Source organism: Pseudomonas sp. NFACC43 (assembly GCF_900119645.1).
In the GTDB taxonomy this organism is placed as follows: domain Bacteria; phylum Pseudomonadota; class Gammaproteobacteria; order Pseudomonadales; family Pseudomonadaceae; genus Aquipseudomonas.
Map to the genome: position 1 here is coordinate 14,995 of NZ_FPKK01000014.1, position 23,803 is coordinate 38,797.

Here is a 23,803-nt window from a genome sequence, read left to right on the forward strand (position 1 = left end):
GAGCGAGCAAGTTCGCTCCCACAAGGGGGCACACACACTCAAATTGTCATCAAGTCTGCATAGGCTCTGAAGGTTCAATCCTGCGAGCCCCAAGCATGTCCAAAGGCTGGTTCCTGATTCCGTTGCTGATACTCAACCTGAGCGTCCAGGCCGAAGACTGGCCCGGCGAGCAATGGCCAAGTGGCCCGACCCCGAGCGGGCCGGCCATCGAAGCCTTGGAACAATACGCCTTCCCACCCCGGGACGATGCAAACCGTGAGGGCATCCGCACCGATGCGCTGCTGGTGATCCAGGACGGTCGGCTGGTCTACGAACGCTACGCCGGACCGAACACTGCCCAGACCCCGCACCTGACCTGGTCCATCAGTAAAAGCCTGCTGGCGACGGTGTTCGGCGTGGCCTACGGTGAAAAACTGTTTGGCCTGCAAGAGCCGGTCGCCCGGTACTACCCGGCGTTGGGCAAGCACCCGGGCGTGACCCTGGCCGATCTTTTTCACTGGGCCTCGGGCCTGGATTGGCAGGAAGACTACGAATACGCGCCACTCAAGTCCTCCGTGGTGGCGATGCTCTACACCCGCGGACGCCACGACATGGCGGCGTTCACTGCGCAGCATGAAAGTTTCAGTCCGCCGGGGCAGGTATTCCGTTATTCCAGCGGCGACAGCAACCTGCTGGCGGCGGCGTTGAAAAACATTGTCGGGCCGACGCGATACGCCGATTACCCCTGGACGGCGCTGTTCGAACCGTTGGGTATCCGCCAGGCAACCTGGGAAACCGATGCCAGCGGCACCTTCGTCGGTTCGTCCTATGCCTACCTCACGGCGCGGGACCTGGCGCGTGTCGGGTTGTTGATGCAACGGGACGGCCGCTGGGGCGAGCGGCAATTGATTCCCAAGGAGTGGGTTGCGTTCAATCGCGAACCTTTCACCCGGTTCCAGGCTGGCCAGGACGAAGCCGTGCCCGGTGGCCACTGGTGGCTCAATCGCGCCGCCGACCGCTCCCTCCATCCCTGGCCCGACGCGCCACCGGACACTTACGCCGCACTGGGGCATTGGGGGCAGGCCTTGTACATCATTCCCAGCGCCCGGCTGGTCATCGTGCGCTATGGCGATGATCGCGATGGCAGCTATCGCCACAACGAATTGCTCAAGCGAGCCATGGCGGCATTCGCCGAAGGGGTGCGGCCATGAGGCGCAAGTGGCTGTTCACGCTGGTGTCGGTGTTTCTGGTTGCCCTGATGGGCTGGATCTGGCTCGAGCGGGTGGCGCTGCGGGCCTTTCCCGACATCATCAGCGCCTACACCGCCAAGCAATACTGCTCATGCCGCTATGTGATGGAGCAACCGGCGGATTACTGCCGTGGCTATGTGAAACAGTCGGTGCCCATCAGCGACTTTCTCGACACGCCCGAGGACAAACGCGTCGTGGTCGCCGGGCTGGGACGCAGCAATAGCGCGCGGTGGATGGGCGCGCGACAGGGGTGCCGCCTGGAGTGACTCGATAAATCCCCTGGATCATCGGTGTTTCTGGCAGTTGTTGAAACAGACTGTTTGCAACGGCCCTTGGCCCGGTTAAGGTTCGCCACAGGTTTATCTGCCCTCCGAGTGTGTATGTTCAAGCGGTCTTTCTCTCACGCTGTCGCGACCTTGCTGCTGGCCTGCGCCGCGCTGCCGGCCCAGGCCGACTGGTACCTGGACGGCGAATCGTCGCGGCTGTCGTTCATCAGCAGCAAGAACGGCAACGTTTCCGAGGTCCAGCGTTTCCTGGTTCTCCACGGTCAGGTCCAGCCCGATGGCCTGGCTCGCCTGGAGGTGGAACTGGAGTCCATCAACAGCGGCATTCCCCTGCGAGACGAACGCATGCGGGCCGAGCTGTTCGAGATCAAGCAATTTGCCGAAGCCACCGTTACGGCGCGGATCGACCTGGTCCCTATCCAGGACCTGGCCAATGGCGCGCAGTTGGAATTGCGCCTGCCGCTGACAGTGGACCTGCATGGCAAGCAGCATGAATACATCGTCGAACTGCTGGCGACGCGCCTGGATGAACGACGTTTCCAGGTGGTGACCCTGGAGCCGCTGGTGCTCAACGCGGCGGACTTCGACTTGGCGCCGGGCCTGGAAAAGCTGCGCAACCTGGCCGGTCTGTCAGCCATCAGCCTGTCGGTGCCGGTGAATGCGGTGCTGATTTTCACGGCGCGTTGACGTGAGCGGCCCGGTATTTCCCTGGCGTGAGGGCAACAGGTTCGAGCTGTTGATCGACGGTCCGCAGTTTTTTCCGCGCATGCTGGTGGAAATCGCCCGGGCCCAGGAACAGGTCGAGCTGGAGTTGTACCTGGTGGAGGCGGGGGCTTGCGCCGAGGCGATGGTCCAGGCCCTTGTCCAGGCAGCCGAGCGGGGCGTGCGCGTGCGGTGCCTGTTCGATGACTATGGCAGCCTGGCGTTTACCCTGGGCCTGCGCAACCGCCTGCTGGAGGCGGGGGTGGAGCTGCGTTTCTACAATCGCCTGAGCTGGCGCCGCTGGGTGCGCAACCTCTATCGCGATCATCGCAAGCTCCTGCTGGTGGACCAGCGTCTGGCGGTGGTGGGCGGCACCGGGGTGACCGATGAATTCTGGAACCCCCTCGACGACCGCAGCCAATGGCACGAAGTCATGGTGGAGATCGTCGGCCCGCTGGTGCTGGACTGGCAGTTGCTGTTCGACCGCCAGTGGCTCGCCAACCGTCACCGTCGTGCCTGGAAGCCGGCCTCCAACTTCGGCCTGCCGCGATTGCCTCGTGTACCGCCGGTGGGCGAGGGCATGGGCCGGGTGGCCTATGCCGACGCCCGCCAGCACCGGGATATCCTGCAGTCCCTGTCCCGGGCGTTGAACAGCGGGCAGAAACGGATCTGGATGGCGACGCCTTATTTCCTGCCGACCTGGAACGTGCGCCGTTCCCTGCGCAAAGCCGCGGCCCGGGGCATCGACGTGCGGCTGTTGCTTACAGGCCCACGCACCGATCATCCCTCGGTGCGTTACGCCGGGCATCGTTATTACCCGCGCCTGCTCAAGGCCGGGGTGAAGATCTTCGAATACCAGCCCTGTTTCCTGCACCTGAAAATGGTGCTGGTGGATGACTGGGTCAGCATCGGTTCCTGCAATTTCGATCACTGGAACCTGCGCTTCAATCTGGAGGCCAACCTCGAGGCCCTCGATTCGCGACTCAGCGCTGCGGTGGCGGCCAGTTTCGAGCGAGACTTCGCCCAGAGCCAGCAGGTCAGCCTGGACGCCTGGCAGCGTCGGCCGTTGTGGAAGCGCTTCAAGCAACGGTTATGGGGGCTGGTGGATCGGTTGGTGGTCAACCTGTTGGATCGACGCGGCTAGCCCGAACACCCAGATACAACTGTGGGAGCGGGCTTGCTCGCGATGACGCAGTGTCAGCCAATGTCGATGCGGCTGATCTGACGCCATGGCGAGCAAGCTCGCTCCCACAGGGAAAATCAAGTTGTTCCGAAGGTCAGAGCAACTCGAAACTCTGCTGCTTCACGTCCTGGGAATCCAGGCCGATCTGCACATTGAACTTGCCCGGCTCCGCCGCGTATTTGAGCTGGGCATTGTAGAACTTCAGGTCGTCTTCGGTGATGGTGAAGTGGATGACCTTTTTCTCACCGGCCTTGAGCATCACCTTCTGGAAGTTCTTCAGTTCCTTCACCGGACGGATGATCGACCCCGTCACGTCCTGGATATACAGCTGCACCACGGTTTCGCCGTCACGCTTGCCGGTGTTCTCCACGGTCACGCTGGCGTCCAGCTTGCCGGTCTTGTTCAGCGTGGTGGAGGACAGGGCCATGTCCGACAGGCTGAATTCGGTGTAACTCAAACCGTAGCCGAAGGGGTACAGCGGACCGGTGGTGTCGTCGAAGTATTGCGAGGTGTAGTTGCCTGGCTTGCCCGGCGTGAACGGCCGGCCGATGCTCAGATGGTTGTAGTAGGTCGGAATCTGGCCTACCGAGCGTGGGAAGGTGATCGGCAGCTTGCCCGACGGGTTGTAGTCGCCGAACAGTACGTCGGCGATGGCGTTGCCGCCTTCGGTGCCGCTGAACCAGGTTTCCAGGATCGCATCGGCCTGTTGCTTCTCTTCCAGCAGCGACAGCGGACGGCCATTCATCAACACCAGTACCAGCGGCTTGCCGGTGGCCTTCAGGGCCTTGATCAGCTCGCGCTGGCTGGCGGGGATGTTCAGTTCGGTACGGCTCGACGATTCGTGGGACATGCCACGGGACTCGCCCACGGCGGCCACCACCACGTCGGCCTGCCTGGCGGCTTTCACCGCTTCGTCGATCAGCACCTGGGCCGGACGCGGGTCGTCCACCACTTCCGGGGCGTCGAAGTTGAGGAAGTTCAGGTAATCGAGGACCTTCTTGTCGCCAGTGATGTTGGCGCCACGGGCATAGATCAACTTCGACTCACCGCCCAAGGCACGGGCCATGCCGTCGAACACCGTGACCGACTGCGCCGGCCGGCCGGCGGCGGCCCAACTGCCCATCATGTCGATCGGCGCCTTGGCCAGCGGGCCGACCAGGGCGATCTTCGCCGTCTTCTTCAGGGGCAAGGTCTGGTTGCGGTTTTCCAGCAGCACCAGGCTGCGGCGCGCCACGTCACGGGCATCGGCGCGGTGCATGCGGCTTTCGGCATAGGTGTCGGCCGGGTCATCCTCAGCCTTGCCGATGCGCAGGTACGGGTCCTTGAACAGGCCCATGTCGTACTTGGCGGCGAGCACTTCGCGCACGGCGTTGTCGATGTCGCTCTGCTCGATCTCGCCGGCCTTGAGCAGCCCCGGCAGTTCCTTGCCATAGAGCGAGTCGTTCATGCTCATGTCGATGCCGGCCTTGATCGCCAGCTTCGCTGCTTCGCGACCGTCCTTGGCGACACCATGCTTGATCAGCTCGAAGATGGCGCCATGGTCACTGACCGCCAGGCCCTTGAACCCCCATTCCTTGCGCAGCAGGTCGTGCATCAGCCAGGTGTTGGCCGTGGCCGGTATGCCGTTGATGGAGTTCAGCGCGACCATCACGCCGCCGGCGCCGGCATCGATGGCGGCGCGGTAGGGAGGCAGATAGTCCTGGTACATCTTCACCGGGCTCATGTCCACGGTGTTGTAGTCACGGCCACCTTCCACCGCGCCGTACAAGGCAAAGTGCTTGACGCTGGCCATGATGGCGTCGGCGGCGTTGGCGCCCTTGCCCTGGAAGGCCTTGACCATCACGGCGGCAATGCGCGACACCAGGTAGGTGTCCTCGCCGAAGCCTTCGGAGGTGCGGCCCCAGCGCGGGTCGCGGGAAATGTCCACCATCGGCGCGAAAGTGATGTCCAGGCTGTCGGCCGCTGCTTCCTTGGCGGCGATGCGGCCGGAGCGGTAGATGGCGTCCATGTCCCAGCTCGAGGCCAGGGCCAGGGGAATCGGGAAAATGGTGCGGTGGCCGTGGATCACGTCGTAGGCGAAGAACATCGGGATCTTCAGCCGGCTGCGCATGGCCGCGTCCTGCATCGGACGGTTCTCATCGCGAGTGATGGAGTTGAACGTGCCGCCGATGTTACCGGCGGCGATTTCCTTGCGGATCATCTCCCGGGGCATTTCCGGGCCGATGCTGATCAGGCGCAATTGGCCGATCTTTTCCTCGAGGGTCATCTGCTTCATCAGGTCGCTGATGAAGGCATCCTTGTTCTCCATGGGGACTGGCAGGTTGTCGGCCCATACGGATTGACTGGCCAGACTGACAAACAGGCCCAGCAAACACAGCTTCTTCATGAATAGTTTTCTCGCAAGCCTAAAGGGCGGATCAGTACACGCCGGTCAGCCAAAATGTGAGGAGCGGCTATTGTTGTTCGGTCAAATGCAGCACACTTTCGAGCCCGGGGGGCTGAACTTAGTTTCGCACCGCGCATCTTTTAGCCCATCGATCCGTTTCAATCCAGTGCGGCGGCAGATTATGCCCCAGCGTCGATGGGATAGGTGGCCGTGTTTTTACCAATGCAATCAAGCAAGGGAGAACTTCATCCGATGAATCCAAGACTGAACCACCGCGGCGGCCTGCAGATGCTCGCCCTGATGCTGTGCAGCCTGCTGCTGGCCGGTTGCGGCATCAACAATATCCCGACCCTGGACGAGCAGGCCAAGGCGGCCTGGGGCCAGGTGCAGAACCAGTACCAGCGCCGTGCGGACCTGATTCCCAATCTGGTGGAGACCGTCAAGGGCTATGCCCAGCATGAGCAGGAAACCCTGACGGCGGTGATCGAGGCGCGCGCCAAGGCCACCTCGATCCAGGTGGACGCCAGCACCCTGGACAACCCGGAAAAACTCAAGCAGTTCCAGCAGGCCCAGGACCAGTTGAGCGGGGCGTTGAGCCGCTTGATGGTGGTCTCCGAACGCTACCCGGACCTCAAGGCCAACCAGAACTTCCTGGCGCTGCAATCGCAACTCGAAGGGACCGAGAACCGCATCGCCGTGGCCCGCCGTGACTTCATCCTGGCGGTGCAGAAGTACAACACCGAGATCCGGACCTTCCCGGGTCGCCTGTGGCACAGCGTGCTGTACAGCGACCTGCCGGTGCGTGAAACCTTCGAAGCCACCAGCCCCGGTGCCGAGAAAGCGCCGCAAGTGAAATTTTAATGAAGCCGCTACAGGCCTCGAGCTGCAAGCTGCAAGCATCGGTCCTGGGCACTGCGCTTGCCCATGGCTTGAAGCTGGCCGCTCGCAGCTGCGCCTTTGTGCTGTTGCTCTGGGTGTTCGCAGTCACGGCCCAGGCCGAATTGAAGTTTCCGCAGTTGACCGGCCGGGTAGTGGATACCGCCGGGCTGCTCGAGCCTGCGGTACGCCAGCAACTGGAGGCGCAGCTCAAGGCGCACGAGCAGGCCACCGGCGAGCAGGTAGTGGTGGTCACGCTGGCGAACCTGCAAGGCGCCAGCATCGAAGACTTCGGCTATCAATTGGGTCGCCACTGGGGCATCGGGCAAAAGGACAAGAATAACGGCGCACTGCTGATCGTCGCCCGGGATGACCGTAAACTGCGGATCGAAGTGGGCTACGGCCTGGAAGATCGGCTGACCGATGCCCAGAGTTCGGTGATCATCAACCAGGTGATCACACCGGCCTTCAAGACCGGCAATTTCAACAAAGGCATCAGTGACGGCGTGGCGGCGATGCTGGTGGTACTGGGCGGCAACCCCTTGGATGAGCCGGCAGCGGCGTATGACGCGGGGGCGCAGGAGGGTGATTTCGTCCAGCGCCATCCCGGGTTGTTCGTGTTGCTGGTGATGCTGTTCATCATCACGGTCATGGTCTGCCAGGTACTGGGTATCCTGCCCGCCAGCGGTGGCGGCTCCAGCGGTTCCAGCCGCGGCGGCGGTGGTTTCGGCGGTGGAGGCGGTGGCGGCTTCAGCGGCGGCGGTGGCAGTTTCGGTGGCGGCGGTTCGTCGGGCGGCTGGTGACAATAAAAATGAGCAGGCATTTCTAACCATGGCATTACTGACTGAACACGAACAACGCAAGGTGGCCGAGGCCATCGCCCGGGTCGAGCGCGATACCGATGCCGAACTGGTCACGGTGCTCGCCGCCCGTGCCGACGACTACGCCTATATCCCGCTGCTGTGGGCCAGTCTGCTGGCGTTGGTGGTGCCTGGGGTGGTGCATTATCTTTCGGGCTGGTTGACCATGCACAGCCTGTTGCTGGTGCAATGGGCCAGCTTCATCGTGCTGTGCCTGCTGTTTCGTATTCCCAGGATCACCACCCACCTGATTCCCCGCTCGGTGCGCCATTGGCGCGCCTCCAACCTGGCTCGCCGGCAGTTTCTCGAACAGAACCTGCACCACACCGTGGGAAGCACGGGGATGCTGATCTTCGTCTGCGAGGCCGAGCGGTACGTGGAGATCCTGGTGGACGAGGGCATTTCCAGCCGTCTCGACAACAAGCACTGGGAGTCGATTGTCGCGGCCTTCACCCAGCAGGTTCGTCAGGGACAAACCCTGCAGGGCTTCATAACCTGCATCCAGGCCTGCGGCGAATTGCTCAAGGAGCACGTGCCGGTGACTCACGAACGCAATGAATTGCCCAACCGCCTAGTGGTCCTGGGCTGAGGCTTTTGGCATCGCCGCTGCGGCGAGCACCCTCGTCGCGGGGAGTTTCCCGGCCATGACGGCTGGCCGGCCAACGCCAAGGGCACCGATGGATTTCGCACCACTGGGGAAATTCCTCGTGCCCTCGCACCCCATCCCCCCCTAAAATACCCGCCATTCCCGATCCGCCCCGCCCCGAGGCCGCTTTTCCATGTCTGTCACCGCAACTCCCGCCCGTCCCGCGGCGGACCACCACGCCCAGTTCATCGAGTTGCTGCAGGCCAGCCTCGAACAGAACGCTTTCATCAAGCTGGTGCTGGCCCGGTATGTCGGCGACGAAGCAGACCTTCAGCGGCTGATCATCAAGCAAACGACCGTCAAGGAGCAGCCTTGCCTGTCGTTCGTCTATCGCTACAAGACCCGTGACATCACCAAGAACTTCCCGCTGGCCGAAGGCGTGGCGACCATCGCCGGGCTGTTGCCGGCGTCGTTCCGCAATGCCCATCTGCTGGCGGTGACCGACGAGGCGCAACTGGAGTACAGCAAAAAGGGCAAGCCTTCGTTGTTCAGGAGCAGGCCCCAGCAATTGCGGGAAGTGCCCTCGGTGGAGCACAACCGCGAGAAGAACCGTTTTCTCGATCTGAGCCGGCCATTCCTGGCTGACCTGGGTGTGACCAACCACAAGCACGAGCTGATTCCGGCGATGTCGCGCAAGTGGAAGCAGATCAACAAGTTCATCGAAGTCTTCAGCCACGCGCTGACGTCCTCGCCGCTGGCCCTGGACAAGCCGGTACGGGTTTCGGACTTCGGTTCGGGCAAGGGCTACCTGACCTTCGCCATTCATGACTACCTGCGCAACACTCTGCAGGCCGAAGGCCTGGTGACCGGAGTCGAGCTGCGCGAGGACATGGTTCGGCTGTGCAACGAAGCTGCCGCGCGCTTGGAGCATCCGGGCCTGACCTTCCAGCACGGCGACGTGCGCAGCGTGGCCCCCAGTGCAGTGGACGTGATGATCGCCTTGCACGCCTGCGACATCGCCACCGATTACGCGATCCACATGGGCATTCGCTCGGGCGCTTCGATCATCATGTGCTCGCCGTGCTGCCACAAGCAGATTCGCTTGCAGATCCAGAGCCCGGCGTTGCTCAAACCGATGCTGCAATATGGCTTGCACCTCGGCCAGCAGGCGGAGATGGTCACCGACAGCTTGCGGGCGCTGCTGCTGGAAGCCTGTGGCTACGAGACCAAGGTGTTCGAGTTCATCTCCCTGGAACATACCAACAAGAACAAGATGATCCTGGCGGTCAAGCGCCCCGGGCCGGTGGAGCCCAAGGAGCTGTTGGCCAAGATCGAAGAACTCAAGGCGTTCTATCGCATCACCGAGCATTGCCTCGAAACCCTGCTGCGGGCCGACGGCTACCTCGCCTGACCGGCCATCGGCTGTTGCTGTGGGGGCGAGCTCCCACAGTGGGTCCGCCTGGCGTGCAACCCGTCAGTCAATGACCCGAGTTTTCCTCCCATTCCGGTACGGCGGACTACCTTTAATGCGTGCCCATCCACGCATTTCCCAAGGAGCCCAATCATGGCCGCGAAGAAAATCCTGATACTGGTCGGCGACTACGTCGAAGATTATGAAGTGATGGTGCCGTTCCAGGCCTTGCAGATGGTCGGCCACACCGTGCACGCGGTGTGTCCGGACAAAACCGCGGGCCAGACCGTGCGCACGGCTATCCATGACTTCGAAGGCGACCAGACCTATAGCGAAAAGCCCGGCCACCGGTTCGCCTTGAACCATGATTTCGCTGGTGTCGAGGCGGCTGACTACGATGCCCTGCTGATCCCTGGCGGTCGCGCGCCGGAATACCTGCGTCTGAACGAGAAAGTCTTGCAGCTGGTGCGAGATTTCGACCTGGCGGGCAAGCCGATCGCGGCGGTCTGCCACGGGGCGCAACTGCTGGCGGCGGCGGGGATCCTCGAAGGGCGGGAATGCAGCGCCTACCCGGCCTGTGCTCCAGAAGTACGCCTGGCGGGAGGGACCTATATCGATATTCCGGTGACGGAAGGTCACGTACAGGGCAATCTCGCCACCGCGCCGGCCTGGCCGGCTCATCCGAACTGGCTGGCGGGATTCCTGACGCTGCTGGGCACGGCCATTACGCTGTAGGGCGTTACGTACCCGGCCTGGCGGAACAAGCGCAGCGGGTCTTTACTGTCTGGGCAATCAACCCAGCCCAAGGGGAACGAACATGTCCGGATGGTACGAAATCAGCAAGACCAGCAGTGGCCAGTTTCGCTTTGTGCTCAAGGCAGCCAACGCCGAGACCATCCTGACCAGCGAGCTGTATGCTTCTCGCAGCGGTGCCGATGGCGGTATCGCCGCGGTGCAGAAAAACAGCCCGCTGGCCGAACGCTATGAGCTCAAGAACACGAAGGACGGTCATCCGTACTTCAATCTCAAGGCTGCCAACCATGAAGTGATCGGCAGCAGCGAGGCTTATTCATCGGACGCCGCCCGGGACAAAGGCATCGCCAGCGTCAAGGCCAACGGCCCCACCACCGTCATCAAGGACAAGACGCTGGCGGCGCTTTGACAGCAAACCCATGGATGCCGGTCCCGTGGCGAGGGGATCTGTCCCCGTTGGGGCGCGCAGCAGCCCTCAAACATGACAACCTGGTCTGTCAGATGAACCGAATGTTTAGCTTTTGGGGGCGCTGCGCACCCAACGGGGACAAATCCCCTCGCCACAGTCCATCGTGTATCCGATCCCAAAAGAGTCCTGTCCAATGCCGACTGCCTAAATCTCCACCGGCACCGACAGTTTCGGATCGCCCAGCGGATGGCTCTTGGCGTCGAAGAACCGCAACGCCACCTCCAGTCCCTGGAACAACTTGGCGTAGTGACGCTTCTGGTGCTGGATGAACGCCTGGCTGCGGGGATAGATCGCAATGGCCATGGTCCTGGGGCTGGCCTGGCGCAAGGCCTGGACGATGTGCCGGTCCTGCTCGCCCAGGGCATGGCCGAACAGGCACAGGTTGTCGCCGTGGTGCAGCAACTGGTCATAGCCGAACGACAGGTAGTCGGAACTGCGGATCGTCCTGAGCTTGTCCTCGCTGGGCCCTTCATTGACGAACAGCGGTACGTCGTCGAGGGTCTTGAGGGTGTTGTTGATGGCGAAGTTGCCCAGCAGCGTGCCCTCGGTGGAGGTGAGCCTGCGCGCGGTGCCGTCCTGGTTGCGCACCAGGTGCAGGCCGCCGTGCAGGTAGAGCAGGCGCGTCTTGTCCGAGCAGGCGTGGTTCAGGTCGAAACGTTGATCGTCGCCGCTGAACAGATCGGTGAGGGTGCCTGGTTCATGCTGCAGCGCCCAGTGGTTGAGCAGGTCATAGTTGGTGGTGAATACCGTGCGGTAGCGACTCAGCTCCCGGTTCAACGTTGCCAGGGTTGCCGGCTGCACCAGTCGCCAGGGAATGTGCACGGCGTGCACGGTGTTGATCAGCGCTTCCTTGATCGCGTAGTAGCGATTGCGCGGGGCGGCGGAGCTGACGGCCAGGGCCTTGTTGATCCGGCTGGTGGTTTTCAGCGCACCGAGCACCTGCTCGAAGCTGCGCGTCTGCATTGCGTCGAACACGCTCAGTTCCGACGGGCTCAGGGGCTTTTCCTCGACCGTGCGGGCGTTCTCGAACAGCGAGTCATAGCCAAAGTCGTCCCATATGGCGCGGCTGGCACCGTTACCCACCAACAGGCCGCTGAAAGCGGTGTTGGCGCGCAAGGCCTCCCAATCTTCGAGCCGGGCGTCATATTCCTGGAAATCGGTCATTGCGAAGCTCATCCAAAACGTGGCAAAGGCAGGGCGCGACTTTATCACGACAGACTCTTGAGCCAGATCAAGGAATGCCGTGACCGCTCGGTCAATCCTGTAGGCACGCCGATCCGGCTTCCCCAGGAGCATGTTCCCATGAGCAGCACTTTCTTCATCCCAGCCGTGAATGTCATGGGGCTGGGCTGCCTCGACGAGGCCATGACCGCCATCCGCAACTATGGTTTTCGCAAGGCGTTGATCGTCACCGATGCCGGGCTTGCCAAGGCCGGCGTTGCCGACAAGCTGGCGGGACTACTGGCCGCACAGGACATCGATTCGGTCGTTTTCGATGGCGCAAAACCCAACCCGAGCATCGCCAACGTCGTGCAGGGGTTGGGCCTGCTGAAAGAAACCCGGTGCGATTTCGTGGTTTCGCTGGGCGGTGGTTCGCCTCACGACTGCGCCAAGGGCATCGCCCTGTGTGCCACCAACGGCGGGCAGATCGGTGACTACGAAGGCGTCGACCGTTCGAGCAAGCCGCAATTGCCGCTGATCGCCATCAATACCACTGCCGGCACCGCCAGTGAGATGACGCGCTTCTGCATCATTACGGACGAATCGCGCCATGTGAAAATGGCGATTGTCGATCGCAACGTGACACCGCTCATGTCGGTCAACGACCCGGCGTTGATGGTGGCGATGCCCAAGGGCCTGACTGCCGCCACGGGCATGGATGCGTTGACCCATGCCGTGGAGGCCTACGTGTCCACCGCCGCGACCCCGATTACCGATGCCTGCGCCCTGAAAGCCGTCACCCTGATCAGCAACAACCTGCGCCTGGCGGTGCGCGACGGCAATGACCTGGCGGCACGGGAGAACATGGCTTACGCACAGTTCCTCGCCGGGATGGCCTTCAACAATGCATCGCTGGGGTTCGTGCATGCGATGGCGCATCAGTTGGGCGGCTTCTATGACTTGCCGCACGGGGTATGCAACGCCGTGCTGTTGCCACACGTGCAGGCATTCAACGCCTCGGTGTGCGCCGACAGGCTGGCCGATGTGGGCCGCGCCATGGGCGTCGATCTGCCTGGATCCAGCCCGGAGGAGGGCGCGCAGGCCGCCATTGCGGCGATTCGTGCCTTGGCCAGCGACGTGGACATTCCCGCAGGCCTGCGGGAGTTGGGTGTACGCCTCAATGATGTGCCGGTGCTGGCCGCCAACGCCCTGAAGGACGCCTGCGGCTTGACCAATCCGCGAGCAGCGGACCAGCGGCAAATCGAGGAAATTTTCCGCACCGCGTTCTAGGCTGTGTCTGAAAAGTCTTGAGACGAAGGTCAGGCGAGGCCGTTTTCAACGCAGCATGAACGAGTATCAAGGCTTTTCTTACAGGGCCTGACGGGGTTGGGGCGGCAAGGATCTGGCACACAGCATTGCCGCCATCGCCAGCAACGTACACAACGCTGCCAACGGCCAGGCCTGCTCGCTCAACAGCAGGCTGGCCATGGCGCCGATCAACGATGCCATCCATTGATGCAGAAAGCCGCTCAACGCCATGGCATAGGCGCCCGGTATCGGTGAACCCTCATTGGCCAGGGACAGGCTGATGGGGTAGTTCAGCGACTGGCCGAACACGGCGAAGCAGTACGGCAGCCAGAAGAGCACCGCCACGCTGCCCAGGCTGAGGCTGGCCGCCAGCATGGTCGCGCTGCCGCCCAGTACCAGGGCGATACCCCAGCCCATCAGCCGTCGCTGGCCGATGCGCAATACGCAGGCATTGACCACCAATGCGCCGAGCAAGTACGCCGCGCTGATGGGCCAGCCCAGCAGGCCGTACTCGATCGCCGACCAGTGAAAGCTGTCACGCAGGATCAGCGGCGCGGCAGTGTTGAAGGCAATGATCACACCGTAACCCAACCCACCCGCCAGGGCGGGCAGGAGAAAGCCAGGGTGCTTCAGGATCTGCCCATACACGCGCCACGCCGGTTGAGCGTTTTTCTCCTCCGTCAGCCTCGGGAACCTGGCCCGGGACACGGCTGCGGCCATTACCAGGCTGGCAGCGCCGAGCCCCTGGAAGATCGCCGCCCAGCCGAAAGCGGCCTGGATCAGGGAGCCGAGGTATTGGCCGATACCGAGGGCGATCACAAAGGCGATGGACAACCACGCCAGGGACTTGGCCAGCAGGTCGCCGCTGAAGCTGTCCCGGATCAACACCCTCGCCATCACCGAAATGCCGCTGGCCCCGATGCCCTGGATCAGCCTGAAGGCCAGGAACGCTTCCACGCCGGTTCCCAGGGGCAGGGCCAGGTTGGCCAGCCCGTATAGCGCCAACGCCGCCAGCAACACCGGCTTGCGCCCCAACCCCTGGCTCAGGCTGCCCCAGGCCAGCATGGGCAGTGCCATGCCGATCAGGTACACCGGCAGTCCCCAGGACACCCGTGAAGCATCGTCGCCCAGGTCCCGGGCCATGTCAGGCAAGGCCGGCAAGTAGATGCTCATGCCCAGTTGGGCCAGGAAAACCGTGGTGCAGGTGACGATCAGGGTTGTACGGTTCTTCATCAGTGGCCTGTACGGTTGATTTGAGTGCACGAATGAGCCGCACAGGCTACCCGTTTTCGTTCAGGGGCGGATTTCACGCCCGTGAGCTTTCAGCAGGTCGGTCATCTGTTCGCAGAACGACCGGATCACCCCTGGTTCCATGTCGGCCCGCAGGGTGATACGTATCGCGGCCTTGTTCTGCGGCACGACAGGGAAGAACACCGCCGAGGTGAAATACCCAAGCTCGGCCAGTTCCACCGCCAGCCGATTGGCCAGGGCTGCTTCGCCGCACGGTATCAGGCGGATCGCCATGGGATTGCCGTACTGTTCGGTGCGGATAAGGCTGTCGAACAGTCGGATATTAGCCTGCAAGCGCTCCTGCAAGGAGCCCAGCTCTCGGCTGCGATGCAGGCGGATCGAGGCCATGCCGGCGCCGATGGCCGCTGCGTTCAGGCTCTGCGACCAGTTGCTGGGGCCACCGTAGCGCTGCACCAGCGCCTTGTGCCTTTCACTGCCGAACATCGCCAGGCCCCCGCTGGCCCCGAAGGATTTGGCCAGGGAAGCGACGATCAGGGTGCGTTCGTCCACGGTGGGAAGGCGCGAGCGGACCAGGCCGGCGCCGCATTGGCCCACGGTGGACAGCGCGTGGGAGTCGTCCAGGTACAGGAACAGGCCGTAGCGCTGCTTGAGATATAACAGGCTATCGAGGTCCGCCATCCCGCCCATGCTGTAGGCACCATCGGTCACATAGGCCACGTTGCGTTGACGCTTGCACAGGTCCTCGATGAAATCCATGTCGTTATGGGGGCAGGTGAGGACCTGGGTTTCATCGGCGCAAGCAGTCTTGAAGTGGTTCATCGAATAGTGGGCATGCTTGTCGAATATCATGACCGGCGGCCTGTTGTCGGTGAGCACGCCACTGGCCAGCAATGGCAGGATTCCCGCACTGGCCGCGCTGCAGGACAGGGCACTCAGGCAACTGGCACCGAACAGCTCCGACAACTGGGCCTCGTATCGGGCCAGGATCGCCAGCTTGCAGCGGTTCTTCGAGTTGGCGACCCGCAGGGTGCCGGTTTCCCACAACGCGGTCATGGCGCCGTCAAGCAATGCGGGGTGGTAATCCAGGCCCAGGTAGGAGGTCGTGCAGAAATGATGAAAGGTGCGACCGTACTGGTCGACCAGGACGTTGGGTGTCTTGACCTCGACGTTGAGTCCCGAGATCTTCCCGATTTCGGCGTTCTGCCAATCCTGGTCCGCCAGGGCAATGACCTTGCGGTAGTTGGTGAAACGATGGGTCGGCTGCGTGGTCTGGTTCATGGCGCGATTACATTCCTTGGTTGAGGGGTTCTGTCCGTGTGGTGTTTCGATATCTGTGTGTTTCCGGACTTTACAGACCACTGCCCAAGGCTTTGAATCGGCCGTTTCCGGCGTCTTTGAGGGGGGCTGGAGAGTTCTGTGTAGGACGTTGCCTATGAACGTGGACGAGGAATTCCCTGGTGGAGTGGGAGCTCGTTACAATGTTTGTCGATGCCCCGGAGCCGCTGCGTTGGGGGGGGTGTACAGCGTCCTCTCTTGTCCATTTCTTTCGCAAGGTTCCTGTCGATGCTTTCAGGCCTCAACCATCTGACCCTCGCGGTCACCGAGCTGGACCGAAGCGTGGGCTTTTATCGCGACCTGTTGCAGTTTCGTCTCGAGGCGCGCTGGGACAGCGGGGCCTATCTGTCTTTGCCGGGCTTGTGGTTGTGCCTGTCCCTCGACCCATTACGCACGACCGGGCCGGCGGCGGATTACACCCATTACGCGTTCAGCCTGGCGGCCGAGGGTTTCCCGCGTCTGGTGGCGCGGCTCAAGGCGGCCGGGGTCGTATCGTGGCGGGACAATCGCAGCGAAGGCGATTCGTTCTATTTCCTGGACCCGGACGGGCACAAGCTCGAACTTCATGTGGGCGACCTGGCGTCGCGTCTGAAGGCCTGTCGGCAGGCGCCTTACGCCGGCATGGAGTTCTTCACGGTGCCGTGACAAGGCCTTCTGTCGGGGAAAGATGGCTTAACGCAATCATTTTTCCGGAGGGCCTGAATGACTGCGCTATCCTCATCATATATTGCGCGCCGGATCATCGGATTCGCACATGACTGCATTCTCCGGATGGCGTTCAGCTCCATGGATACCCCTAATGCCACGCCGCTGGCCAGTTACCTCGACCTCCTGCTGGACGCTGTGTGCGCCGTAGACGCCCATGGTCGGTTCGTGTTCGTCAGTGCCGCCTGTGAGCGCATTTTCGGCTATACACCCCGGGAACTGATCGGTCGGTCCATGATCGAGCTGGTACACCCCGACGACCGCCAGCGAACCCTCGACGCCGCGCGGGAAATCATGGGGGGAGACCCCAAGTTCAACTTCGAGAACCGTTACCTGCGCAAGGACGGTCGGGTGGCGCACATTCTCTGGTCGGCACGCTGGTCGTCACAGGACCAACTGCGGATCGCCGTGGCGCGGGACATCACCGAGCGCAAGCAGGCCGAGTCCCGGCAGGCGGCGCTGTATGCGATCTCCGAAGCGGCCCATGCCGCGGCGGATCTGCTGGGGTTGTTCAAGCGCATTCACCTGATCATCGGTGAGTGGCTGCCGGCGCTGAATTTCTCGGTAGCGCTGTACGACGAGCAATGTGCCCAGCTGGATTTCGCTTATCACGTCGACGGCCGGGAAGGGCAGCCCGAGTTGCCGGATACGGTGACCGGGCGGTTGTGCGCAGAAGTGATTCGCAGCGGCCAGCCGATCCTGCTGACCTCTGATCGCGACTCGCTGCCATCGGGTTTGCGTGACCTGGCGACACAGCCGGGCGCACCCTGTTGGCTGGGGGTGCCGCTCAATGCCCAGAACGGCACGATCGGGGCGCTGATCGTCAAGAGCGCCCAGGACGACGAGCGCTATACCGAGCAGGACAAGGAGCTGCTGCAATATGTCTGTGCGCAGCTCACCATCGCCATCGAACGCCAGCGCCTGCATGCCCGCTTGCAGCGCATGGCGCAATACGATCAGTTGACCCAGATACCCAACCGCGAATTGCTGCGTGAGCGGTTCAAGGCTGCGCTGGCCAGCGCCCGTGCGGTGTCGGGACGCATGGCCTTGCTGTATATCGACCTGGATCGGTTCAAGCAGGTCAATGACACTTTCGGCCACGGTGTGGGCGATCTGCTGCTGCAAGCGGTGGCCAGCCGACTGCAGGGCTGCATCCGTGAGAGCGATACCGTGGCGCGCATTGGCGGCGACGAGTTCGTGGTGCTGCTCCATAGCATCCAGGCCCTGGACGATGCGCGCCGTGTCCAGGAAAAGATCCGTCATGCACTGAGCCAGCCGCTGCGCCTGGACGGACACAGCCTGAGCATCGAGCCCAGTATCGGCGTGGCCTGTTTTCCAGACCATGGCAGTGAAGACGTGGCCCTGTTCCGCCACGCCGACGAGGCGATGTACGCTGCCAAGCGCCACAATCACAAGGCCCTCGGCCTCTGACCCGGTGTCACCGTTCGTCGTGACGCCGTCGGCTTCGGCAAAACCTTCCAGCCCGTTTTCCTTTCGAATGTCAGGCGAGCAGTGCTCGTGACATCCATGTATCTGGAGGGCCGGACCATGCCAGGTTCACGAAGCAATTATCCGGGAAACATCGTTCACGATCGAACGAAGGTGTCTGAAGCGGGTCGCAAAAGTGGGAGAACCACCATCATGAGCGTCGATAAGCACCCGTCAAAAGTCGAAATCGGCCGCAAGCCGGGTCAGACGTCTCGCTGAATGTCACCGGTGGTTCTGATTCAGAGGCAGGAAAACCTGCCGGGACTTTTACTTCGAGGAGGGCGCGACCATGAGCCGGATGGCCACCTTTTTACGCACCAGCAGCCTTGTCGTGCTGATGGGCCTGGGTGCCAACAGTGCCTGGGCCCAATCGCCGACCGAATTCATCAACGATGCCTCAGCCAAAGGCATGGCCGACATCGAGGCCAGCCGCATGGCCCACGGGAAAGCCGAATCCAGGGAGGTCAAGGATTACACCATCATGGTGATCAACGACCGCACCACGGCCAACCAGCACCTGGCCAAGATTGCGAAAAAACTTGACCTGCCCGTCGAGCCCAGGGAAGCGGTGGCCGAGAAGGCCAAGACCCTGATACCGCAAGTCCAGGAAGGCGAATCGTTCGAGGCGGCCTACGCCGCCAGCCAGGTCAAGGCCACCGAGGAAGCCATCGCGCAGATCCAACAGGAGGCCCAGACCACCAACGTGCCGGAGATCAAGGCGTTCGCCGACGAGACCTTGCCCAAGTTGCAGACCCATCTGGAAATGGCCAGGGCGCTCCAGGCCAGCCGCTGATCCAAGGCTTGACTCATATTCAAGGCCGGGGCGATTACGTCCCGGTTCACCTTGCCCGCAGAAAGGAGAACCTCGATGTCCACACGCCGAGAACCCAATCAATATGCGATGCAGAACCCGTTGACCCAGTATCCTCGCCCGCCTTTCCCTGACCAGCCCCAATCACCGCCAGGTATCGACCAGGACATGGTGCCCAAGCCGGATCATGGTGAGAAAAGCTATCAAGGATTCGGCCGCCTGGAGGGCCGCAAAGCCCTGGTTACCGGCGCCGATTCAGGTATCGGTCGTGCGGCGGCCATCGCCTATGCACGGGAAGGTGCCGACGTCGCGATCAATTACCTGCCCAGTGAAGAGCGTGATGCCCGGCAAGTCATCGAACTGATCGAAGCCGAGGGCCGCAAGGCCATTGCGATTCCTGGCGATCTCAAGGACGAGGCATTCTGCGTCCAACTGGTGAAAAGCGCCCATGAGCAACTGGGAGGACTGGACATCCTGGTCAATGTGGCCGGCAAACAGGAAGCGCAGAAAGACATCGCCGACATCACCACCGCCCAGTTCGACGACACCATGAAAACCAACATTTATGCGATGTTCTGGCTCTGCAAGAGCGCGGTGCCGCTGATGCCGGCCGGGGCGACCATCATCAATACCGCGTCGATCCAATCCTACGATCCGTCGGCGACCTTACTGGATTACGCCACCACCAAGGCGGCCATCGTGGCGTTCACCAAGGCGCTGGCTGGCCAGGTTATCGGCAAGGGCATCCGAGTCAACGCCGTGGCACCGGGGCCGATCTGGACCGTGTTGCAGCCCAGTGGCGGGCAGCCCCGGGAGAAAATACCGACCTTCGGTTCCCAGGTCCCGATGAAGCGTCCCGGCCAGCCGGCTGAATGCGCGCCGCTCTACGTGTTGCTGGCTTCCCAGGAGTCGAGCTATATCACCGGCGAAGTGTTCGGTGTGACAGGCGGTAATCCGCTGCCCTGAGGCACGATAGGCTGCGCGGGTGAGAGGTAGTCTCGCTCGCGCAGTCACGCCTTCAGCATTGATTCAGGTCTACCTTGTTCTGCTCCTCAAGACCCTCCAGGTTTTTCGCCTCGCCCTGGCCCATGGCCTGGTAGTGCTTGCGCAATGCCTCCAGTTGCTTGAGGTCCAGCGATTCGAGGCCAAGCATCGCGTTCTGCGCCTCTTTGGTCGCCCGCAGTAACTCGTCGACCTTCAGGTGCAGGATGTCGGTATCGCGGTTCTGCGTATTCTGGATGAGGAATACCATCAGGAAGGTAATGATCGTCGTCGATGTATTGATGATCAGTTGCCACGTATCGTTGAACTTGAAGAAAGGCCCGCTGATAGCCCAGAGCGCCAACAAAACGAGGGCTCCCAGGAATGTCTTTGGGCTCCCCGCCCACAGGGACAGTTTCTGAGCGATTTTTGCGAAGGTCATTGCTGTGTTCCTTGTAGGATTCACCTGTCTGGTGTGACAGCAACGAAACGGTGAAAATTCTACTTACATTCTTCCCCGTGACGGCCTGTGGACGTTCATCGCTCAGCGCGAAAAATGGCGCAACCATCGCGATGTCCAAGGGTCATTGTTTAAACCCATCCCCTGGAGTAAGCCATGAACCTCGCACGCACTTTCTGCCTCGCCTGCTGCCTGCTTGCCTTGCAAGGCTGCTTCGACAATTCGGACAACGAGACCAAGGACAACACCGACGGCTCCAAATCTTCGGTGCAGATGCAGGAGTCCGGTTCCGAGAAGAAATAACGAATGTGCTCGCAGACATGATCGATGTACAAATATCGAACAAAAAAAACCGGCCCTGGGAGGCCGGTTTTTTTGTATCTCCAGTCATTGAATGACGTGAGATCGGAATCTGATTGGAGCGGGTGAAGGGAATCGAACCCTCGTTATCAGCTTGGGAAGCTGGAGTAATGCCATTATACGACACCCGCTCAGAGCGGCTGACTTTGTACCAGAAGTGGGCGTGGATTTGAAGTTTTTCTTTACCAGCGGTGACGTCGCTTGCCTGCGCAGGCCTTCGGCCAGTGCGGTCGTTGGCGAGCAGGCCCCGCTATCGAGGGGCTTGCCCGCCAAGACTCGGTTTCAGATGGCCAGCGCATGGTGGTCCTGCACGTAGTTGTAGCGCGACCGGATTTCATAGCGGCTGGGCTGGAGGAAGTTCAGCAAGGCGTCGCGGCTGTCGCGGCAGGCGGCCTTGTGTTCCATGTCCAGGAAGTGCCCCGTGGCTTGTACCGTGCTGAAGGTGCTGTCCTGCACATGTCGAGCGAACAGCCTCGCGTCGTTGGCGGTGGTGTATTCGTCCCATTCGCCATTGAGAAACAGCACCGGCACGTTGATTTTCTTCGCCGCATCGACGTAGCACGCCAGATCGCTGTGGAGCACTTCGTTGATATGAAAATGCATCTGGGTGTATTCATGCTCGGCCAGGCTGCTGACATGGCGATAGTTGAAGCGCTTGAACAATGGCGGTAGATGCTTGCCGATGGTGTTGTTCACCAGATGGCCCACACGGTCGCCGTCCAGGTGGCTGAGGTAGTCGACGCCACGTTCCAGGTAATCGCGCATCGGTGCGTTGAGCACGGGGGAGAACGAGCTGATCACGGCCTTTTCGATGCGCCGTGGGCGCTGGGCCAAGGCGTTCAGCGCGGCGGTTCCTCCCCAGGAAAACGACAGCACATGCTCGGCGGCGAAGTGGTCGATCAGTTCCAGGAGAATCTGCCCTTCATCCTCCTTCGTCAGCATTTTTTCGTGCCGGTTGTGGGGTTTGGACTTGCCTGCGTAGGGCTGGTCGTACAGGACGACGTTGAATTGCGGATGCAGGTTCTTGACGGTCTGGGCAAATGACGCGGTGGTGGCCAGCGAGCCGTTGACCAGGATGATGGTCTTTTGCGCGGCGTCTGCGCGATAGAACTCCGTGTAAACCCGATACTGACCTTGTATATCCAGCACAGCGATTTCTGGCCTCATGTCATCAGACTCCTGGCAAGCGGGTATGCGCGCAATGAGATTGCACGGGCAATGTGACAGGTAGGCATACGCCTGGAAGATAAGGCCCATGTCGATCCGGCAGGACTGGTCGACGGGTGTTGTTATAGGCGGGCAGATTGCCGGTGGATAACGCGAGGGCTGGGGGACCCCGGCCGGCAAAAAGTTTCTTGGAAGTATGATATGACTCGTCGGTCACATTTCGGCCGACGGTTTGATTCAAGCAGGGGGGCGACCGTTGCGCAAGTACCCTTCGAAAAATTGTTCGACACTTTCTGCCCGACGGTCATCGGTTCAGATCAGGCGGATCTCGTCAGGGCGCAGTGCGCGGTATCGGCCCGGCTCCAGGTCGGCGTCCAGCACCAATGGACCCATGCGTTCCCGGTGCAGGCGCAACACTTTGTTGTCGAAGTGGCCGAACATGCGTTTGACCTGATGGTAGCGGCCTTCCACGATGCTCAGCCGCGCGGAATTAGGCCCCAGCAACGTCAGCTCCGCCGGTTGGGTGGTGAGGCCTTCGAAGGCGAAGTACAGGCCACGGGCGAAGGTGGTGGCGTACTCGTCCGTGATGGTTCGCTCGGTCTCGACGTAATAGACCTTGGGCAACCGGGTCTGCGGTTGGGTCAGGCGCCGCGACCAGTTGCCGTCATTGGTGATCAGCATCAGCCCGGTGGTATTGAAGTCCAGGCGTCCGGCGATGTGCAGGTCGTCCTTGTCCGGTTCGTCCAGCCAGTCCAGCACGGTGGGGTGTTGCGGATCACGGGTGGCGCTGACGCAACCGGTGGGCTTGTGCAGCATGAAATAGCGCGCCGGTCGACCGGCCTGCAACAGTTCGTCGTCCACCTCGACGCGGCTGAACTCACGAACCTGGGCATGAGGGTCATTGACCACCTGGCCATCGATCCGCACCCGGCGTTCGACCAGCAACAGTCGGGCCTGTTGGCGATTGAAACGTGGCAGGTTGCTGAGGAAACGGTCGACGCGCATGGGCAGTTCAGGCAAGGAGGCGGAGGGCGGGCATCTTACGCGATCGGTCGGGCATTGGCGCGCAACTGGTCGTCCACCCGGGCGCATCGCGGGCACAGGCAGGACTTGTCGCGCAGCTCGGCGGGCAAGGCTTCGAGCACGGACGGATCGATACTCACGCCGTAGCACCAGCAGGCCCGGTCGGCGGTCTTCGGGTCGGCGAGGGTGCAGTCATTGGTGGCGCCGCAGGCGGGGCAGAGGTCAGGTTTATTCATAGCTCGAATGGGGCATTTCCACGCAGGTTCGGTTGCTTCCGGTCTGTCGGGCGCGTTGCAGCGCATGATCGGCCCGGGACAGCAGGCTATGCAAGGTGTCTTCGTCCTGCACGGTGGTCAGGCCGATGCTGATGGTGGCCTGCAATTGCTTTCCGCTGCAGAAATAGCGCTGCTGCTGGATGTGCTGGCGGGTTTTCTCCGCGATCCTCAAAGCGTTCTGCCCATCGGTGTCCTTGAGCAACAGGACGAAAGCGTCGGCGCTCCAGCGGCATACGATGTCCGAGTGCCGCAGTGAGTCGGTCAGGTCGCGGGCCAGGGCGGTCAGCAACTGATCGCTGGCGATGTGGCCATGGGTGCTGTCGAGTTGCCTGAAGTTGTCCACTTCCAGCAACAACGCGCTCAAGGGCTTGGGCTCGCGTTGGGCTTCATGCAGGGCCTGCACCGCCAACAGGTCGAAGCCTCGGCGATTGGGCAGCTCTGTCAGGCCGTCAAGGATGGACTGAGCGTCGATCCTTTGTTGATAACTGGCGATCAACCGATAGAGCACCACAACCACGGCCACTGTGACCAGCAGACCGATCAGCAGGTTGATGTACAGCGCCTTGAGGACGTTGTCTCGCAGCGATGTACCGGCCGCGTAATACCCCAGCAGCGAGGTCACCAGGAAGCCGGCACCGACCAGGATGGCCAACATCAGCACCGGCGAGCGCTGGGAATACAACGACGGACGAAGCGACATGGCGATTCCCTTGGCGTGACCCGATGGAATCAGTTTAGT

The 23,803-nt window shown here is 61.9% G+C and carries 24 protein-coding genes, 1 tRNA gene and 1 pseudogene; 16 read left to right on the forward strand and 10 right to left on the reverse strand.

What is annotated here, in order from left to right:
- Positions 1–95 precede the first annotated feature (95 nt).
- The 4 genes from BT179_RS21305 to BT179_RS21320 all read left to right on the forward strand — a co-directional run bounded on the left by BT179_RS21305 (position 96) and on the right by BT179_RS21320 (position 3,359).
- Positions 96–1,190, forward strand: coding sequence for a serine hydrolase domain-containing protein (locus tag BT179_RS21305; protein WP_072431902.1), 1,095 nt, complete (start codon positions 96–98; stop codon positions 1,188–1,190).
- Positions 1,187–1,495, forward strand: coding sequence for an amidase (locus BT179_RS21310; protein ID WP_072399228.1), 309 nt, complete (start codon positions 1,187–1,189; stop codon positions 1,493–1,495). The genes BT179_RS21305 and BT179_RS21310 overlap by 4 nt, the downstream gene beginning before the upstream one ends.
- Before the next feature lie 114 nt (positions 1,496–1,609).
- The gene (locus tag BT179_RS21315; protein ID WP_072399226.1) at positions 1,610–2,200 is read left to right on the forward strand and encodes a YceI family protein; all 591 of its coding nucleotides are present in this window, start codon (positions 1,610–1,612) and stop codon (positions 2,198–2,200) included.
- A gap of 1 nt (position 2,201) precedes the next feature.
- Positions 2,202–3,359 carry a phospholipase D-like domain-containing protein gene (locus BT179_RS21320; RefSeq protein ID WP_072399224.1) on the forward strand — a complete coding sequence of 386 codons (1,158 nt, stop codon included), beginning with the start codon at positions 2,202–2,204 and terminating at the stop codon, positions 3,357–3,359.
- A 133-nt stretch (positions 3,360–3,492) separates the two neighbouring features.
- Here the strand turns inward: BT179_RS21320 and bglX are convergent, their stop codons facing one another.
- Positions 3,493–5,784 carry a beta-glucosidase BglX gene (gene bglX / locus BT179_RS21325; RefSeq protein WP_072399223.1) on the reverse strand — a complete coding sequence of 764 codons (2,292 nt, stop codon included), beginning with the start codon at positions 5,782–5,784 and terminating at the stop codon, positions 3,493–3,495.
- 252 nt (positions 5,785–6,036) lie between these two features.
- On the opposite strand from bglX, the gene BT179_RS21330 reads away from it, so the two are divergent.
- From BT179_RS21330 to BT179_RS21355, 6 genes are all read left to right on the forward strand, one after another.
- Positions 6,037–6,645 carry a LemA family protein gene (locus BT179_RS21330; protein WP_072431903.1) on the forward strand — a complete coding sequence of 203 codons (609 nt, stop codon included), beginning with the start codon at positions 6,037–6,039 and terminating at the stop codon, positions 6,643–6,645.
- Positions 6,645–7,463, forward strand: a complete 819-nt coding sequence (locus tag BT179_RS21335) for a TPM domain-containing protein (protein WP_083568912.1) — start codon at positions 6,645–6,647, stop codon at positions 7,461–7,463. Before BT179_RS21330 ends, BT179_RS21335 begins: the two co-directional genes overlap by 1 nt.
- A 28-nt stretch (positions 7,464–7,491) precedes the next feature.
- Positions 7,492–8,109 carry a TPM domain-containing protein gene (locus BT179_RS21340; protein ID WP_072399219.1) on the forward strand — a complete coding sequence of 206 codons (618 nt, stop codon included), beginning with the start codon at positions 7,492–7,494 and terminating at the stop codon, positions 8,107–8,109.
- A 190-nt stretch (positions 8,110–8,299) separates the two neighbouring features.
- A complete protein-coding gene (locus BT179_RS21345; protein ID WP_072431904.1) occupies positions 8,300–9,517 on the forward strand; it encodes a class I SAM-dependent methyltransferase in 1,218 nt (405 codons plus the stop codon).
- Positions 9,518–9,667: 150 nt separating this feature from the next.
- Complete coding sequence (locus BT179_RS21350; protein ID WP_172834645.1) at positions 9,668–10,252, forward strand: DJ-1/PfpI family protein; 585 nt, start codon at positions 9,668–9,670, stop codon at positions 10,250–10,252.
- Between the two features lie 82 nt (positions 10,253–10,334).
- Positions 10,335–10,679 (forward strand): YegP family protein, encoded by a 345-nt coding sequence (locus BT179_RS21355; protein WP_072399214.1) that lies wholly within the window; start codon positions 10,335–10,337, stop codon positions 10,677–10,679.
- A 204-nt stretch (positions 10,680–10,883) separates the two neighbouring features.
- Here BT179_RS21355 and BT179_RS21360 read toward each other — a convergent pair whose 3' ends face one another.
- The gene (locus BT179_RS21360) at positions 10,884–11,903 is read right to left on the reverse strand and encodes a DUF4917 family protein (protein ID WP_072431905.1); all 1,020 of its coding nucleotides are present in this window, start codon (positions 11,901–11,903) and stop codon (positions 10,884–10,886) included.
- Between the two features lie 138 nt (positions 11,904–12,041).
- Here BT179_RS21360 and yiaY point away from each other — a divergent pair, with 138 nt between their 5' ends.
- The gene (gene yiaY / locus BT179_RS21365; protein WP_072431906.1) at positions 12,042–13,190 is read left to right on the forward strand and encodes an L-threonine dehydrogenase; all 1,149 of its coding nucleotides are present in this window, start codon (positions 12,042–12,044) and stop codon (positions 13,188–13,190) included.
- A gap of 78 nt (positions 13,191–13,268) precedes the next feature.
- On the opposite strand, the gene BT179_RS21370 is transcribed toward yiaY, so the two are convergent.
- Entirely contained in the window at positions 13,269–14,441 is a 1,173-nt protein-coding gene (locus BT179_RS21370; RefSeq protein WP_072431907.1) for an MFS transporter, read from the reverse strand.
- A gap of 60 nt (positions 14,442–14,501) precedes the next feature.
- A complete protein-coding gene (locus BT179_RS21375; RefSeq protein ID WP_072399207.1) occupies positions 14,502–15,737 on the reverse strand; it encodes an aminotransferase class I/II-fold pyridoxal phosphate-dependent enzyme in 1,236 nt (411 codons plus the stop codon).
- A gap of 285 nt (positions 15,738–16,022) precedes the next feature.
- On the opposite strand from BT179_RS21375, the gene fos reads away from it, so the two are divergent.
- From fos to BT179_RS21400, 4 genes are all read left to right on the forward strand, one after another.
- A complete protein-coding gene (gene fos / locus BT179_RS21380; RefSeq protein ID WP_072431908.1) occupies positions 16,023–16,439 on the forward strand; it encodes a fosfomycin resistance glutathione transferase in 417 nt (138 codons plus the stop codon).
- Positions 16,440–16,580: 141 nt separating this feature from the next.
- Entirely contained in the window at positions 16,581–17,930 is a 1,350-nt protein-coding gene (locus BT179_RS21385; protein WP_072431932.1) for a sensor domain-containing protein, read from the forward strand.
- A 346-nt stretch (positions 17,931–18,276) separates the two neighbouring features.
- Complete coding sequence (locus BT179_RS21395) at positions 18,277–18,780, forward strand: DUF4142 domain-containing protein (protein WP_072431909.1); 504 nt, start codon at positions 18,277–18,279, stop codon at positions 18,778–18,780.
- Positions 18,781–18,855: 75 nt separating this feature from the next.
- Entirely contained in the window at positions 18,856–19,764 is a 909-nt protein-coding gene (locus BT179_RS21400; RefSeq protein ID WP_072399199.1) for an SDR family oxidoreductase, read from the forward strand.
- Positions 19,765–19,816: 52 nt separating this feature from the next.
- Here BT179_RS21400 and BT179_RS21405 read toward each other — a convergent pair whose 3' ends face one another.
- Entirely contained in the window at positions 19,817–20,221 is a 405-nt protein-coding gene (locus tag BT179_RS21405) for a low affinity iron permease family protein (RefSeq protein ID WP_072399197.1), read from the reverse strand.
- A gap of 174 nt (positions 20,222–20,395) precedes the next feature.
- Between BT179_RS21405 and BT179_RS26810 the strand changes: the two genes are divergently transcribed.
- Positions 20,396–20,542, forward strand: coding sequence for a hypothetical protein (locus BT179_RS26810; protein ID WP_165887740.1), 147 nt, complete (start codon positions 20,396–20,398; stop codon positions 20,540–20,542).
- 114 nt (positions 20,543–20,656) lie between these two features.
- On the opposite strand, the gene BT179_RS21410 is transcribed toward BT179_RS26810, so the two are convergent.
- The 5 genes and pseudogenes from BT179_RS21410 to BT179_RS21430 all read right to left on the reverse strand — a co-directional run.
- Positions 20,657–20,730: transfer RNA gene (locus BT179_RS21410), tRNA-Gly, on the reverse strand.
- A gap of 151 nt (positions 20,731–20,881) precedes the next feature.
- Positions 20,882–21,766 carry an alpha/beta fold hydrolase gene (locus tag BT179_RS21415; RefSeq protein ID WP_072431910.1) on the reverse strand — a complete coding sequence of 295 codons (885 nt, stop codon included), beginning with the start codon at positions 21,764–21,766 and terminating at the stop codon, positions 20,882–20,884.
- A 312-nt stretch (positions 21,767–22,078) separates the two neighbouring features.
- Positions 22,079–22,771: a pseudouridine synthase gene (locus BT179_RS21420; RefSeq protein WP_072431911.1), complete on the reverse strand. Its 693-nt coding sequence runs from the start codon at positions 22,769–22,771 to the stop codon at positions 22,079–22,081.
- 35 nt (positions 22,772–22,806) lie between these two features.
- Positions 22,807–23,025 carry a cysteine-rich CWC family protein gene (locus BT179_RS21425; RefSeq protein ID WP_072398666.1) on the reverse strand — a complete coding sequence of 73 codons (219 nt, stop codon included), beginning with the start codon at positions 23,023–23,025 and terminating at the stop codon, positions 22,807–22,809.
- A pseudogene (locus tag BT179_RS21430) lies at positions 23,018–23,635 on the reverse strand (GGDEF domain-containing protein); the annotation flags it as partial. The gene BT179_RS21425 and the pseudogene BT179_RS21430, both read right to left, overlap by 8 nt.
- Between the last annotated feature and the right edge of the window lie 168 nt (positions 23,636–23,803).

Coding starts and splice junctions, on each gene's coding strand:
- BT179_RS21415 (WP_072431910.1), bottom strand. CDS start 21,766: ATGAGGCCAGAAATCGCTGTGCTGGATATACAAGGTCAGTATCGGGTT.
- BT179_RS21370 (WP_072431907.1), bottom strand. CDS start 14,441: ATGAAGAACCGTACAACCCTGATCGTCACCTGCACCACGGTTTTCCTG.
- BT179_RS26810 (WP_165887740.1), top strand. CDS start 20,396: ATGAACCTCGCACGCACTTTCTGCCTCGCCTGCTGCCTGCTTGCCTTG.
- BT179_RS21305 (WP_072431902.1), top strand. CDS start 96: ATGTCCAAAGGCTGGTTCCTGATTCCGTTGCTGATACTCAACCTGAGC.
- BT179_RS21355 (WP_072399214.1), top strand. CDS start 10,335: ATGTCCGGATGGTACGAAATCAGCAAGACCAGCAGTGGCCAGTTTCGC.
- BT179_RS21385 (WP_072431932.1), top strand. CDS start 16,581: ATGGATACCCCTAATGCCACGCCGCTGGCCAGTTACCTCGACCTCCTG.
- BT179_RS21335 (WP_083568912.1), top strand. CDS start 6,645: ATGAAGCCGCTACAGGCCTCGAGCTGCAAGCTGCAAGCATCGGTCCTG.
- BT179_RS21405 (WP_072399197.1), bottom strand. CDS start 20,221: ATGACCTTCGCAAAAATCGCTCAGAAACTGTCCCTGTGGGCGGGGAGC.
- BT179_RS21345 (WP_072431904.1), top strand. CDS start 8,300: ATGTCTGTCACCGCAACTCCCGCCCGTCCCGCGGCGGACCACCACGCC.
- BT179_RS21375 (WP_072399207.1), bottom strand. CDS start 15,737: ATGAACCAGACCACGCAGCCGACCCATCGTTTCACCAACTACCGCAAG.
- BT179_RS21360 (WP_072431905.1), bottom strand. CDS start 11,903: ATGACCGATTTCCAGGAATATGACGCCCGGCTCGAAGATTGGGAGGCC.
- BT179_RS21315 (WP_072399226.1), top strand. CDS start 1,610: ATGTTCAAGCGGTCTTTCTCTCACGCTGTCGCGACCTTGCTGCTGGCC.
- yiaY (WP_072431906.1), top strand. CDS start 12,042: ATGAGCAGCACTTTCTTCATCCCAGCCGTGAATGTCATGGGGCTGGGC.
- BT179_RS21330 (WP_072431903.1), top strand. CDS start 6,037: ATGAATCCAAGACTGAACCACCGCGGCGGCCTGCAGATGCTCGCCCTG.
- bglX (WP_072399223.1), bottom strand. CDS start 5,784: ATGAAGAAGCTGTGTTTGCTGGGCCTGTTTGTCAGTCTGGCCAGTCAA.
- BT179_RS21395 (WP_072431909.1), top strand. CDS start 18,277: ATGAGCCGGATGGCCACCTTTTTACGCACCAGCAGCCTTGTCGTGCTG.
- BT179_RS21310 (WP_072399228.1), top strand. CDS start 1,187: ATGAGGCGCAAGTGGCTGTTCACGCTGGTGTCGGTGTTTCTGGTTGCC.
- BT179_RS21400 (WP_072399199.1), top strand. CDS start 18,856: ATGTCCACACGCCGAGAACCCAATCAATATGCGATGCAGAACCCGTTG.
- BT179_RS21340 (WP_072399219.1), top strand. CDS start 7,492: ATGGCATTACTGACTGAACACGAACAACGCAAGGTGGCCGAGGCCATC.
- fos (WP_072431908.1), top strand. CDS start 16,023: ATGCTTTCAGGCCTCAACCATCTGACCCTCGCGGTCACCGAGCTGGAC.
- BT179_RS21420 (WP_072431911.1), bottom strand. CDS start 22,771: ATGCGCGTCGACCGTTTCCTCAGCAACCTGCCACGTTTCAATCGCCAA.
- BT179_RS21425 (WP_072398666.1), bottom strand. CDS start 23,025: ATGAATAAACCTGACCTCTGCCCCGCCTGCGGCGCCACCAATGACTGC.